The organism is Longispora albida DSM 44784 (assembly GCF_000379825.1).
GTDB classification, from domain to species: Bacteria; Actinomycetota; Actinomycetes; order Mycobacteriales; family Micromonosporaceae; genus Longispora; species Longispora albida.
This window is the reverse complement of sequence record NZ_KB903835.1, coordinates 499,389-511,974: the sequence shown is the minus strand read 5'-3', so window position 1 is coordinate 511,974 and position 12,586 is coordinate 499,389. Positions and strand designations below refer to the sequence as shown.

Annotated in this window: 11 protein-coding genes; 5 read left to right on the top strand and 6 right to left on the bottom strand. The window is 69.7% G+C overall.

The window, feature by feature from the left end; all coding sequences use genetic code 11:
• Positions 1 to 51 precede the first annotated feature (51 nt).
• Positions 52 to 1,422, bottom strand: a complete 1,371-nt coding sequence (locus A3G1_RS0125735; RefSeq protein WP_018352378.1) for a class II fumarate hydratase — start codon at positions 1,420 to 1,422, stop codon at positions 52 to 54.
• A 171-nt stretch (positions 1,423 to 1,593) separates the two neighbouring features.
• On the opposite strand from A3G1_RS0125735, the gene A3G1_RS0125730 reads away from it, so the two are divergent.
• Positions 1,594 to 3,150: a hypothetical protein gene (locus tag A3G1_RS0125730; protein ID WP_018352377.1), complete on the top strand. Its 1,557-nt coding sequence runs from the start codon at positions 1,594 to 1,596 to the stop codon at positions 3,148 to 3,150.
• A gap of 48 nt (positions 3,151 to 3,198) precedes the next feature.
• Here A3G1_RS0125730 and A3G1_RS36845 read toward each other — a convergent pair whose 3' ends face one another.
• Together A3G1_RS36845 and A3G1_RS0125720 are read right to left on the bottom strand one after the other, a co-directional pair.
• Positions 3,199 to 3,954: a DUF4184 family protein gene (locus A3G1_RS36845; RefSeq protein WP_018352376.1), complete on the bottom strand. Its 756-nt coding sequence runs from the start codon at positions 3,952 to 3,954 to the stop codon at positions 3,199 to 3,201.
• Between the two features lie 67 nt (positions 3,955 to 4,021).
• Positions 4,022 to 5,662: a fumarate hydratase gene (locus tag A3G1_RS0125720; protein ID WP_018352375.1), complete on the bottom strand. Its 1,641-nt coding sequence runs from the start codon at positions 5,660 to 5,662 to the stop codon at positions 4,022 to 4,024.
• A 147-nt stretch (positions 5,663 to 5,809) separates the two neighbouring features.
• On the opposite strand from A3G1_RS0125720, the gene A3G1_RS0125715 reads away from it, so the two are divergent.
• Complete coding sequence (locus A3G1_RS0125715) at positions 5,810 to 6,679, top strand: SDR family oxidoreductase (RefSeq protein WP_018352374.1); 870 nt, start codon at positions 5,810 to 5,812, stop codon at positions 6,677 to 6,679.
• Positions 6,680 to 6,692: 13 nt separating this feature from the next.
• On the opposite strand, the gene A3G1_RS0125710 is transcribed toward A3G1_RS0125715, so the two are convergent.
• A complete protein-coding gene (locus tag A3G1_RS0125710; RefSeq protein WP_051110657.1) occupies positions 6,693 to 7,196 on the bottom strand; it encodes an Lrp/AsnC family transcriptional regulator in 504 nt (167 codons plus the stop codon).
• An 84-nt stretch (positions 7,197 to 7,280) separates the two neighbouring features.
• Here A3G1_RS0125710 and hppD point away from each other — a divergent pair, with 84 nt between their 5' ends.
• From hppD to hisC, 3 genes are read left to right on the top strand one after another with little or no spacing between them, the layout of a single operon-like run.
• Entirely contained in the window at positions 7,281 to 8,438 is a 1,158-nt protein-coding gene (hppD, locus tag A3G1_RS0125705; RefSeq protein ID WP_018352372.1) for a 4-hydroxyphenylpyruvate dioxygenase, read from the top strand.
• A 37-nt stretch (positions 8,439 to 8,475) separates the two neighbouring features.
• Complete coding sequence (locus A3G1_RS0125700; RefSeq protein ID WP_018352371.1) at positions 8,476 to 9,276, top strand: RDD family protein; 801 nt, start codon at positions 8,476 to 8,478, stop codon at positions 9,274 to 9,276.
• Positions 9,273 to 10,349, top strand: coding sequence for a histidinol-phosphate transaminase (gene hisC, locus A3G1_RS0125695; protein WP_018352370.1), 1,077 nt, complete (start codon positions 9,273 to 9,275; stop codon positions 10,347 to 10,349). The genes A3G1_RS0125700 and hisC overlap by 4 nt, the downstream gene beginning before the upstream one ends.
• 210 nt (positions 10,350 to 10,559) lie before the next feature.
• Here hisC and fahA read toward each other — a convergent pair whose 3' ends face one another.
• Both fahA and A3G1_RS0125685 read right to left on the bottom strand, forming a co-directional pair.
• Entirely contained in the window at positions 10,560 to 11,711 is a 1,152-nt protein-coding gene (fahA, locus tag A3G1_RS0125690) for a fumarylacetoacetase (RefSeq protein ID WP_026212516.1), read from the bottom strand.
• Positions 11,708 to 12,520 carry a hypothetical protein gene (locus A3G1_RS0125685; RefSeq protein WP_245563591.1) on the bottom strand — a complete coding sequence of 271 codons (813 nt, stop codon included), beginning with the start codon at positions 12,518 to 12,520 and terminating at the stop codon, positions 11,708 to 11,710. The genes fahA and A3G1_RS0125685 overlap by 4 nt, the downstream gene beginning before the upstream one ends.
• Positions 12,521 to 12,586 lie beyond the last annotated feature (66 nt).

Sequence of the window (12,586 nt, the reverse complement as noted above, 5' to 3'; positions counted from 1 at the left end):
AACATACGTGGGACCCCTGAAGTCGCTATCACGACTTCAGGGGTCCCACGATCACCGCGTCATGTTGAGCAAGTTGAGTGCTTCGTCGAGCTGCTCCTCGGTGATCTTCCCCGAGGCCACGTGACCCCGGTCGATCACGACCTCCCGGATCGTCCGGCGGGTGGCCAGCGCGTCCTTGGCGATGGCAGCACCCTCGGCGTAACCGAGGTACCGGTTCAGCGGGGTGACGATCGAGGGCGAGCCTGCCGCGTACTCCAGGGCCCGCTCCACATTGATCTCCAGCCCGGCCACGCACCCGTCCGCGAAGAGCCGGGCGACGTTGGCGAGCAGGCGCAGCGACTCCAGCAGGTTCCGGGAGATCACCGGGAGCATCACGTTCAGCTCGAAGTCGCCCTGCGAGCCGGAGAAGGCTATGGCGGCGTCGTTCCCGATCACCTGGGCCGCGACCTGCCGGACCGCCTCACACAGCACCGGATTGACCTTGCCCGGCATGATCGACGAACCCGGCTGGAGATCGGGAATCCGCAGCTCGCCCAGCCCGGCGCGCGGCCCGGAGCCCATCCACCGCACATCGTTCGCGATCTTGTACAGGCTCACCGCGACCGTCCGCGCCTGACCGGACAGCTCGACGAGGGCGTCCCTTGCCCCCTGCGCCTCGAAGTGGTCGCGGGCCTCGGTCAGCGGCAGGCCGGTCTCGGCTGCCAGCAGCGCGATCACCCGGGCGGCGAAGCCGGGCAGCGTGTTGATGCCCGTGCCGACAGCCGTCCCGCCCAGCGGCAGTTCAGCCACTCTCGGCACAGTGGACTCCAGCCGCTCGACGCCGTACCGGATCTGCGCCGCGTACCCGCCGAACTCCTGGCCGAAGGTCACCGGCGTCGCGTCCATGAGATGCGTCCGGCCGGCCTTCACGACGTCACGCCACTCCGCGGCCTTCGCAGCCAGGACGCTCTCCAGATAGGAGAGGGCCGGGATCAGGCTGTGCACGACGGCGCCGGTCGCCGCGATGTGCAGCGCGGAGGGGAACACGTCGTTCGAGGACTGAGCCGCGTTGACATGATCATTCGGGTGTACTGTCCGGCCGAGCCGCTCCGAGGCCAGCCGCGCCACGACCTCGTTGACGTTCATGTTGGACGACGTACCCGAGCCGGTCTGGAACACGTCGATCGGGAACTCGCCGTCCCAGTCTCCCCCAGCCACCTCGTCGGCCGCCGAGGCGATCGCGGCGGCCAGCTCCGGCTCGAGTTCCGGATTGGACCGGGCGGCGGCTGACTTGATCCGGGCGAGGGCCCGCACGTGAGCCGGGTCGAGGGTCAGGCCAGAGATCGGGAAGTTCTCGACGGCCCGCTGGGTCTGCGCCCCGTACCTGGCCTCGGACGGAACGGCGACTTCGCCCATCGTGTCACGTTCGATGCGATACTCCATGATCCTTATCTTGCCCCCGTCGCCAGCTCCAGGCCGGTCCTGTGAGGAAAGAGTCAGCGACCTTCGCCGCGAAACCGGCCAAGAGCGCCGTACCGGGCTCCGAGGGGACAGCTACCGGCGGGGAAGCCTGGTAGGTTGCGCGCGATCCCTCACCCCTAACCAGGAGTTTCTATGCGCTCCAACGTCCGCCGGGTACTCGCCGGCCTGGGTATCGCCGCGGCCATGGTCGCCGGCGTCACGGCCCCCGCCACCGCGGCCCCGGCCGCCGAGGTCGCCGCGACCTTCCATGACCTCGTCGTCGCCTCGGGCGGGGCTGGCAAGATGGCCGCGGTCACCGTGCGGTCCGCTGAGGAAGTCGAGCTGCCCAAGGGCTACACCGTCAAGATCGACCTCTCCGGCATCGCGGGCATCGCGACCTTCGAGCTGCCGAAGTACCGGACGGAGTGCAAAGCGGAGGGCACTACCGTCATCTGCGAGTGGCCGTACCCCACCACGATCGGCAAGTACCCGTACGGCTTCGGGGTTGGGACGATCACCGCCGCCGAGCAGGCCAAGCCGGGTGCCGTCGGCACCGTCAAGACGACGTTCTCCTCGTCGGCCACTCCCGACAAGGCCACCACGAGCAAGGTGACGGTCGGCCAGGCCGTCAACCTCGTGGCCGGCCCCGGTACCAGGGTCGACGCCAAGCCCGGCGACACCGTCAAGGCGCCGTGGGGAGTACGCAACAGCGGTAAGACCGCCGTCGACGGCGTCGTCCTCCTCACGAGGATCGACCCGGTCATCGCCCCGGCGCAGCGCTACTCCAACTGCTCCTACAGCGACGCCCCGGGCGAGAACGTCGCCGTCTGCACCTTCTCCACCGTTCTCGCAGGTGGCCGCGAGTACCAGCTCGGCCAGCCCACCGAGTACAAGCTGCCCGCCGACATGGAGGCGCCCGGCGGCTCCTGGGGCATGGTCACGTGGATGACCCCTGCCGACTGGCAGGTCGAGCAGAGCACCTGGATGCGGGAGCTGAAGTTCACTCCGGGCACGGGCGGCAAGCTCGAACTGGTGGAGAAGCAGGCCCAGACGCATGCCGTGCCGCAGACCGACGAGAACGACGCGGACAACTGGTCGTGGCTGAGCATCAGGCTCACGGGCAAGAACCCGGTCGACCTGGCCGGCATCGGCGCGACCGCGACCGGCAAGGCCGGCGACGTGGTCCGGGTCAAGGTCGGTGTGAAGAACAACGGGCCGGCCGTCCGCGACTGGAGCGGTGCGGCCTTCGGGTTCCGGGTGACCGCCCCGGCGGGTGCCACCTTCACCGAGGTGCCGAAGCGTTGCTACTACAAGGACGGCGACCGCTACGTCAACAAGCCGGGCGGCAAGGTCTACGACTGCTACTCGCAGCTGGACCGCATCGCGGTGGGCGGCGAGGAGTTCGCCGAGTTCGCCCTGCGCATCGACCAGGTGACGGACAACGCCACCGGCAGCATCCGCGCCTACCCGTACTTCTTCGACAACGAGAACATGCAGGTCGATGGCAACCCGGCCAACGACGAGGCGAAGATCGTCCTCAACCCGAAGGCCGCACCGGCTCCCCCGGCCAACAACCCCGGTGAGCTGCCGGTGACCGGTGCTGCGGCGATCGGCATCGCCACGGGTGGTGCCGCGCTGCTCGGGCTCGGCGTCTTCGGCTTCGTGCTGGCGCGCCGCCGGCGCATCCGGTTCGTGGCTGACAACCGGTAGCCAGTTCAGAAATGCGAGCGGGGGCCTGCCACAGGCCCCCGTTTTTCTTTATGCCACAACCCTTTTCCTGGTACCGGTGACAGCCAGCGCTGCCGCTCCCGCCAGTACGCCCAGCCCGCCGGAGACGAGCAGCCGGACACCGATCACCGCGGTGAACCACGAGCTCGGCAGCAGGAAGCTGACCAGCGCGAAGAGGGCCGTGGCGGCGGCCAGCACTCCCCAGAACAGTGCCGGGGCGCTGCGGCCGGGCGGCGGGGCGCCGTGCCAGTCGCGGAGCAGGCCGCTCCGTCCGATGTGGAGTACCAAGGCGACGGCGATCAGGCCGCCGAACACGGTGGATGCCTGCTGGGCGAGCCACCACACGGGTACACCGGTGAAGGGTTCCCAATCCATGAAGGTCAGCAACCGGGTCGCCCACGCCTGGAAGCTCTCCGGATTGTGGGTGAAGCCGTCCCAGAACAGGTGGCTGAAGGAGCCCAGCACCGCCGACCAGACAGTGACGTACCAGGGATGCCGCACCCGCCCCAGCACGCCGTAGTCCTTCAGGAACCCTGGCAGGTTCGGCGCGACCAGCGGGGCTGCCCACCGGGTGAGGAAGCAGCCGAGCAGCACGACCGGCAGGCAGAACCACACGATCCCGGCCAGGTTGTGAACGCCGGGCGTGTAGGGCAGCACGCCCACCGCCGCGTACGGCAGGTCAGGCGCGGTCGTGCCCAGCACCAGCGCCACGCCGTCGAAGCGCTTCGGCCGCCACAGTTTCAGCGGCAGGACGATAGCGGCGTGGGACGGAAAGGTCAGCGGCATGCAGTGACGCTAACCAGTGGATGTGCGGAAGCCGTGGCGGAACACCACGGCTTCCGTGCACCAGGAGTTACTTACGGCCGATCGTCAGGGTCGGCTTGGAGGTCTCGGCGAAGAAGTCGTTGCCCTTGTCGTCGACCACGATGAAGGCTGGGAAGTCCTCGACCTCGATCTTCCACACCGCTTCCATGCCCAGCTCCGGGTATTCCAGGACCTCGACCCTGCGGATGCAGTCCTGGGCGAGCCGGGCCGCCGGGCCGCCGATCGAGCCGAGGTAGAAGCCGCCGTAGGAGGCGCAGGCCTTGGTGACCTGTGCCGAGCGGTTGCCCTTGGCCAGCATGACCATCGAGCCACCGGCCGCCTGGAACTGCTCGACGTAGGAGTCCATCCGGCCGGCCGTGGTCGGGCCGAAGGAGCCGGAGGCCATGCCCTCGGGGGTCTTGGCCGGGCCGGCGTAGTACACGGCGTGGTCGCGCAGGTAGTCCGGCATGCCCTCGCCGGCGTCCAGCCGTTCCTTGATCTTCGCGTGCGCGATGTCCCGGGCCACGACCAGCGGGCCGGACAGCGACAGCCGGGTCTTCACCGGGTACTTGGACAGCTCGGCGCGGATCTCCGCCATCGGCCGGTTCAGGTCGACGCGGACCACGTCGTCCGACAGATCCTCATCCCGGGTGTGCGGCATGTAGCCGGCCGGGTCGGTCTCCAGCTGCTCCAGGAACACGCCCTCGGCCGTGATCTTGCCGACCGCCTGCCGGTCGGCCGAGCAGGACACCGCGATCGCGACCGGGCAGGACGCGCCGTGCCGGGGCAGGCGGACCACGCGGACGTCGTGACAGAAGTACTTGCCGCCGAACTGCGCGCCGATCCCGAACTGCCGGGTCAGCTCCAGCACCTCGGCCTCCAGCTCCAGGTCACGGAAGCCGTGGGCGGACATCGAGCCGGAGGTGGGCAGGTGGTCGAGGTACTTGGCGCTGGCGTACTTGGCCGTCTTCAGCGCGAACTCGGCGCTCGTGCCGCCGACGACGATCGCCAGGTGGTACGGCGGGCAGGCCGAGGTGCCCAGCCCGCGCAACTTCTCCTCGAGGAAGCGCATCATCCCGGCAGGGTTCAGGACGGCCTTGGTCTCCTGGTAGAGGAAGCTCTTGTTGGCGCTGCCGCCGCCCTTGGCCATGAAGAGGAACTTGTAGGCGTCGTCGCCGTCGGCGTACAGCTCAATCTGGGCCGGCAGGTTCGAGCCGGTGTTCTTCTCGTCCCACATGGTCAGCGGGGCGAGCTGGGAGTAGCGCAGGTTCAGCTTGGTGTACGCGTTGTACACGCCCTGCGCGATGGCCCGCTCGTCGCCGCCGTCGGTGAGGACGTGGCGGCCACGCTTGCCCATCACGATCGCCGTACCGGTGTCCTGGCACATCGGCAGCACGCCGCCGGCCGCGATGTTCGCGTTCTTCAGCAGGTCGAGCGCGACGAACCGGTCGTTCGGCGAGGCCGACGGGTCGTCGATGATCGACCGGAGCTGGGCCAGGTGCGCCGGGCGCAGGTAGTGGGCGATGTCGTGCATCGCCGTCTCGGTCAGCAGGGTCAGCGCCTCGGGCGCGACCTCCAGGAACCTCCGGCCGGCCGCCTCGGTGACGGTGACACCCTCGGTCGTGAGCAACCGGTAGGAGGTGTCGTCCTTACCGAGCGGGAGCAGGGGCGAGTAGTCGAACTCGGGCATAGCAGCCAGGGTATCGCCGGCGCCCGCCGATGCCTGCCCCGGATCGGCCAAGTCACTCCGCCCTTCAGGTCAGGAAGTGGCCACAATCCCGCCTAACGTCGTCTCGTACCCAGCAGAACCCCCTGGGCGGAGACGAAGGAGCACACGATGACGATCCTGGTGACCGGGGCGACCGGGCTGGTCGGCCGGAACGTGGTCCGGCAGCTGATCGAGGCCGGCCAGCCGGTCCGGGCGCTGAGCCGTGATCCGCAGGCGGCCGCGAAGCTGCTGCCCGCCGGGGCCGAGCTGGTCCGTGGCGACCTCACCGACCCCGAGGGGCTGCGCCCGGCGCTGGCCGGGGTGGACCGGCTCTACCTGTTCCCCGTGGACGAGGCGGCTACCCGGGTGGTCGAACTGGCCGTCGAGGCCGGAGTCCGCCGGATCGTCGACCTGTCCGCGGCTGCCGTCACCGTCGGCCTGCACCACAATCCGGTGGAGACGGTCGTCGAGTCCTCCGGCCTGGAGTGGACCCATGTCCGTCCGGCCGGGTTCATGGGCAACATGCTGCCGTTGTGGGCGCCGATGGTGCGGGCCGGCCGGGTCGTGCGGTATCCGTACGGCGACACTCCGGGCGACGCGCCGATCCACGAGGCCGACATCGCGGCCGTAGCCGTGGCCGCGCTGCTCGGCGAGGGGCACCACGGCAGGGCGTACACGCTGACCGGCCCCCGCCGGATGACCGTTCGCGAGCAGGTGGCCGCGATCGCCGAGGGCATCGGGGAACCGGTCGGGTACGAGGAGGTCAGCAGGGAACAGGCCCGTGCGGAGCTCAAGACGTTCGGCGGGCTCGCCGCGCAGACGGCCGACCTGATGCTGGGGTTCGCCGAGTACGGCGGGGCGCCGTCGGAGGGTGACGCCAACCAGGAGCAGGACTGGTCGGCGCTGATGCGGGTCTGGCCGACGGTCGAGGAGGTGCTGGGCAGGCCGGGGCTGACCTTCGCCGACTGGGCGCGCGACCACGCCGCCGACTTCCGCTGACCCTTCAACCGGGTCAGCCCACCAGCGGCAGTACCCGGTAGTGGATCTGCTCCTCCAGGGCGATGATCGTCGAGGCGCGCACGATGCCCTCGTCCGAGACGATCTGGTCGATCACGCGCTGGAGGTCGGCGTTGCTCCGGGCGACGATCCGGCACATCAGGTCGCCGGTACCGGTGATGGTGTGCGCTTCGAGGATCTCCGGGATGGCGGCGAGGTGGTCGGCGACCGGCTGGTGGCCGCGGCGCTGGCGGATCTCCAGGGTGACGAAGGCCATCACGCCGTAGCCGAGCGCGACCGGGTCGAGCTCGGGCCCGAAGCCGCGGAGCACGCCCCGCTCGATCAGCTTGTCGAGCCGGGCCTGCGCCGTGCCGCGGGCGACGCCGAGCCGCCGGGAACATTCGAGGACGCCGATCCTGGGCTCGTCGGCGAGCAGTTTGATGAGCCGGGCGTCGAGCTCGTCGATGCTAGACAACTTGTCCACTGTTCCAGCGTAGACGGCGAACAGTCTGCGCAACATGACTACTGGCAGGGCGCACAGTTGCCTACCCGGCGACCCGGAGTCATTCTTCGGTCGAAACCATGTCTTACTGAGGAGCCGGCCATGACGCAGACCCTGGACGACCAGCTTGTCGGTGCAGTCGAGCACGACATCTCGACCGACCAGTTCCCGATCAAGGGCTGGGACCACGTCCGGTTCTATGTCGGCAACGCCAAGCAGGCCGCGCACTACTACTCGACGGCCTTCGGCATGACCTGTGTGGCCTATCGCGGCCCGGAGCAGGGCTTCCGTGAGCACGCCGAGTACGTGCTGACCTCCGGCGGGGCCACCTTCGTCTTCGCCGGCGGTGTCCGCGCCGACTCCGCAGCCACCCAGCACTACGCCAAGCACGGTGACGGCGTCATCGAGGTCGCCCTCGAGGTGCCGGACGTCGACGCCAACTACAAGTTCGCGATCGCCAACGGCGCCGTGGGTGTCGAGGAGCCGCACGACCTGACCGACGAGCACGGCACCGTCCGGATCGCGGCGATCCGGACGTACGGCGAGACCCGCCACGTGCTCATCGACCGCTCGAAGTACTCCGGCCCGCACCTGCCGGGCTTCGCCGCCCGCGGCCCGATCGTCGAGCGCACCACCGGCCCGAAGCGGTACTTCCAGGCTGTCGACCACGTCGTGGGCAACGTCGAGCTGGGCAAGATGGACGAGTGGGTCCAGTACTACGAGAAGGTCATGGGCTTCACCAAGATGGCGGAGTTCGTGGGTGACGACATCGCCACCGAGTATTCGGCGCTGATGTCGAAGGTCGTCGCCAGCGGTACCCGCAAGGTGAAGTTCCCGCTGAACGAGCCGGCCATCTCCAAGAAGAAGTCGCAGATCGACGAGTACCTGGAGTTCTACGAGTCGCCCGGCGTGCAGCACATCGCGCTCGCCACGAACGACATCCTGGCCAGCGTGGACGCCATGCGCGCCAACGGCGTCGAGTTCCTGGACGTGCCGGACTCCTACTACGAGGACCCGGAGTTGCGGGCCCGGATCGGCCACGTGCGCTGCGAGGTCGAGGAGCTGAAGAAGCGCAAGATCCTGGTCGACCGGGACGAGGACGGCTACCTGCTGCAGATCTTCACCAAGCCGGTGCAGGACCGGCCGACCGTGTTCTTCGAGATGATCGAGCGGCACGGCTCGCTGGGCTTCGGCAAGGGCAACTTCAAGGCGCTGTTCGAGGCGATCGAGCGCGAGCAGGAGCAGCGCGGCAACCTGTAGCGGGCCCCGGGGGAACGGCTGTAGCAATATAGGGGCCGTGACCAACGACCAAGGCGTGCAGCCCGGCTGGCATCGCGACCCGGCTGATCCGGACACCCAGCGGTTCTGGGACGGCGAGCAGTGGGTGGGCGACTCCCTCCCGCTGGACGCCACCCCGCCGCCGGGCCCGATCCTGGCCACGCCGGCGCAGGTGCCCGTGGCACCCCCGGTTCCGCAGGCTCCGCCTGGTTTCGGCGGGCTGCCCCGTGCACAGCTGCGTGCGGCCGGGCCACCTCCCCGGCCGCACGGCTTTCCGCTCGCGACGATGGGTGCCCGGCTGGTCGCCAGGATCATCGACGTCACGGCTGTGTCGTTGCTGGTCCTGGTGGCCAACGGCTGGTTCCTGTACCTGTTCCTCCAGACGTTCGTGCCGTGGGCCAGGGAGTACCAGGCGCAGTTCGCCGCCGGTGGCACCCTGCCGGACCCGCCGGAGCGGCTCGCGTACCTGATGTTCGCGATGATCGGCGTGCTGATCGCGGTCTGGGGCGCGTACGAGGTGCCGGGGATCGCGAGCACCGGCCAGACGCTCGGCAAGCGCGTGGTCGGGATCCGGGTGGTCCGCCTGAAGGGCGACGAGCGCAGTGAGCCGCTGGGCAGGCTCGGGGTGGGCCGGTCGCTGCGGCGCTGGGCGCAGATGTCGATTCCGTGCCTGCTCTGGTACGGCTGCTGCGGTCTCGGGTTCGCCTTCCAGTTCATCGACGTGATCTCCGGGGTGCTCAACCGGCCCTACCAGCAGTGCATGCATGACCGCGCGGTGGACACCGTCGTGGTGGACATACGTGAAGGAGTACGCACATGACCCGGCTGACCCGCGAGGACCTCGAGGCGCTGCCGAACTACGTTCCCGGTCGTTCCCCGGCGGACCTGGCTCGTGAGCTGGGTATCCCCGAGGCGATCAAGCTGGCGAGCAACGAGGTGCCCTACGGCCCGCTGCCCGGCGTGGTGGAGGCCGTCACCGAGGCCGCCACGCAGTCCCACCGCTACCCGGACATGGGCGTGCTGGAGCTGCGCGCCAAGTTCGCCGAGGTGTACGGCGTGGACCCGGCCTCGGTCGCGACCGGCTGTGGTTCCGTCGCGCTCGCCGAGCACCTGGTCAAGGCGACCTGCCTGCCGGGCGACGAGGTCCTGTACTCGTGGCGGTCCTTCGAGGCCTACCCGATCATCGCGGCCACGGCCGGCGCCACCAGCGTCAAGGTGCCGAACACGCCCGACCACGGCCACGACCTCGACGCGATGCTGAAGGCGATCACGCCGAAGACCCGCATCGTGTTCGTCTGCAACCCGAACAACCCGACCGGCACGTTCCTCCGCCGCGCCGAGCTGACCGCGTTCCTCGACGCCGCGCCGAAGGACGTGCTGATCGTCCTCGACGAGGCCTACCGCGAGTTCGTCACCGACCCCGAGGTGCCCGACGCCCTCGAAGCCTTCGGTGACCGCCCGAACGTGGTCGTGCTGCGCACCCTGTCCAAGGCCTGGGGCCTGGCGGGCCTGCGGATCGGCTGGCTGCACGGCGCGCCGGAGGTGGCCAACGCCGTCCGCAAGTGCGTCACGCCGTTCTCGACCAGCGCCGCAGCCCAGGCCGGTGCCCTGGCCGCACTGTCCGCCAAGGACGAGATGCAGCGCCGGGTCGACCTGGTGGTCGCCGAGCGCGGCCGGGTCACCGAGGGCCTGCGCGCCCTGGGCGTCGACGTGCCGGACAGCCAGGCCAACTTCGTCTGGCTGCCGCTGGGCGACAAGTCCCTCGCCTTCGCCCAGGCCTGTGAGCAGCGCGGCGTCATCGTCCGCCCGTTCCAGGGCGACGGCGTCCGGATCACGATCGGCACCCCGGCGGAGAACGACGCCATGCTCAAGGTCGCCGAAGCAGCGCTGTAAAAAGCGCAAAACCATAATTTTGTACCAGCGGCGGCGCCCCACGATCCCAGCCGTCCCCCCTGGACACCCAGCAGAGCCGGGCTCCTTCACCCCATCAGGGCGAAGGAGCCCGGCCTGTTCGCCGCGTGCGATCCGAAGCCCCCAGCCGGACACGCGGCACCGCCGGCCAGCGACGACAGTTCACTGACCGGCGGAAGTGCGAGGCGGTGATCAGGCGACGACGCGCCCCGTGACCTCGCCCAGCGCGAGGGCCTGGCCGTTCGCGCCCGGCGCGGTGGCCGTCAGCGTCACGGTGTCCCCGTCCTCGATGAAGGTCCGGGTGCTGCCGTCGGCCAGCTTGACCGGCTCGGCCCCCGACCACGTCAGCTCCAGGAACGAGCCGACCTGTCCGCGCTCGGGACCCGACACCGTGCCGGAGGCGAACAGGTCACCGGTCCGCACGCTGGCCCCGTTCACGGTCATGTGCGCCAGCTGCTGGGCCGGCGTCCAGTACATGCCGGCGAAGGGCGGCCGGGCCACGACGGACCCGTTCCAGTCCACCTCCAGGTCAAGGCCGAAGGTGTAGCGCTCCCGTTCCGCCAGGTACGGCAGGACGACCGGGTCCTGAGCCGGAGCCGCGACCCGGGCGAACGCCGCCAGCGGCGTCACCCACGCCGACACCGAGGTCGCGAAGGACTTGCCGAGGAACGGGCCCAGCGGCACGTACTCCCACGCCTGGATGTCCCGCGCCGACCAGTCGTTGACCAGCACCACGCCGAAGACGTGCTCGGCGAAGGAGTCCACGCCGACCGTCTCGCCCATCACCGAGGGCACGCCCACCACGAAGCCGACCTCGGCCTCGATGTCCAGCCGCACAGACGGCCCGAACACCGGCCCGCCGTCGGCCGAGCGCTGCCCGCTGGGCCGCCTGACCTCGGTGCCGGACACGACAACGGTCCCGCTGCGCCCGTGGTACCCGATCGGGATGTGCTTCCAGTTCGGCAGCAGCGGCGGCTGACCCGGCCGGAACAGCTTCCCGACGTTCGTCGCGTGGTCCTCGGACGAGTAGAAGTCCACATAGTCGCCGACCGTGAACGGCAGGCTCATCGTCTTGCCGGCCAGCGGGCTCAGGTGCTGCTCGACCTCCGCGCGGTGTTCCTCGCTGCTCAGCAGCTCGACGATCCGCTCCCGGACGGCGGCCCAGGCCGAGGGGCCCAGCGCCATGAAGTCGTTGAGCACCGGGGCGCGCAGCGCCTCCAGGGCCAGCACCGACTGGAGGTCGAGGGCATAGTCCCCGATCCTCACCACGATCCGGCCGTCCGCGACGCCGTAGGGGAGGTTGTGCACGCCCCACGGTCCATCAGCCCCAGGTACCCAGCTCACTTCTTCTCCTCCTCCGCGAGGCCCAGCTTGACGACGTCTTCGAGCGGTTCTGTCACGCTACAGGTCCCAAAACCCACCCAGAGCTGCCTTTCCGTCCCGAGGTACGGCCGGACGACGCCGGCCAGTTCCTCGGGGTCGGTCACGGCCAGCAGCTCGGCCTCCCGCCCCGGCTCCAGGCACGCGGCCAGGATGTTCAGGAACCCGTGGTGGGTGAATCCGGTCACCGGGTCGGCGTGCCGGGCGGCGTGGTGCAGGCCGGCGGTCAGCTTGACCCGCAGCCCGCGCTCACGGCAGGCGACCAGGATGTCCGCCAGCTCCCCGACGCTGGGGAACAGCTCGGCGGACAGCCCGCCCGTCCGGAACTTCGGCATCACGGCCGACCCGGCCAGCAGGTCCAGCCCGGCCCGCCAGTCCTGGGAGCGCGACAGCTCGACGTAGGCGGTGATCCCGGCCGGGCGCTCGTCGGCCAGGAAGCCTCGCAGCTGGCCGACCGGCACCGCGACCTCGTACTGCCGGACGACGATCCCGTGCCGCTCCAGCTCGGTCGTCGCGAGGCTCAGCCCCTCCGGCCCGGTGTCGCCGATCAGCCCGACCTGGAACCGCTCGGCAGGCTCGACCAGCTCGCGCAGCTCACCGGAGGCGGCCGTCGAGGCCTTCACGAGCAGCGGCCCGACAAACCTGGCATACCAGGCGGCTCGGTGCTCACGGTGCGCGATGATGGCAGCGGGGAGCGGCGCGTTGCCGGGCGGGAACACGGCCGCGTCGTCGATCAGGCCCTGGAGCAGGGGTGGCACAGCAGACGTTGACACATCCCATACTCTAGGCGACGCTACAAATAGCGGACAAGTACTAGGCATGGCGTCCGATTATCGGAC

Excerpts from the sequence above, each read along its gene's own strand:
- A3G1_RS0125735 (WP_018352378.1), bottom strand. The coding sequence starts at position 1,422 with ATGGAGTATCGCATCGAACGTGACACGATGGGCGAAGTCGCCGTTCCG.
- A3G1_RS0125730 (WP_018352377.1), top strand. The coding sequence starts at position 1,594 with ATGCGCTCCAACGTCCGCCGGGTACTCGCCGGCCTGGGTATCGCCGCG.
- A3G1_RS36845 (WP_018352376.1), bottom strand. The coding sequence starts at position 3,954 with ATGCCGCTGACCTTTCCGTCCCACGCCGCTATCGTCCTGCCGCTGAAA.
- A3G1_RS0125720 (WP_018352375.1), bottom strand. The coding sequence starts at position 5,662 with ATGCCCGAGTTCGACTACTCGCCCCTGCTCCCGCTCGGTAAGGACGAC.
- A3G1_RS0125715 (WP_018352374.1), top strand. The coding sequence starts at position 5,810 with ATGACGATCCTGGTGACCGGGGCGACCGGGCTGGTCGGCCGGAACGTG.
- A3G1_RS0125710 (WP_051110657.1), bottom strand. The coding sequence starts at position 7,196 with ATGTTGCGCAGACTGTTCGCCGTCTACGCTGGAACAGTGGACAAGTTG.
- hppD (WP_018352372.1), top strand. The coding sequence starts at position 7,281 with ATGACGCAGACCCTGGACGACCAGCTTGTCGGTGCAGTCGAGCACGAC.
- hisC (WP_018352370.1), top strand. The coding sequence starts at position 9,273 with ATGACCCGGCTGACCCGCGAGGACCTCGAGGCGCTGCCGAACTACGTT.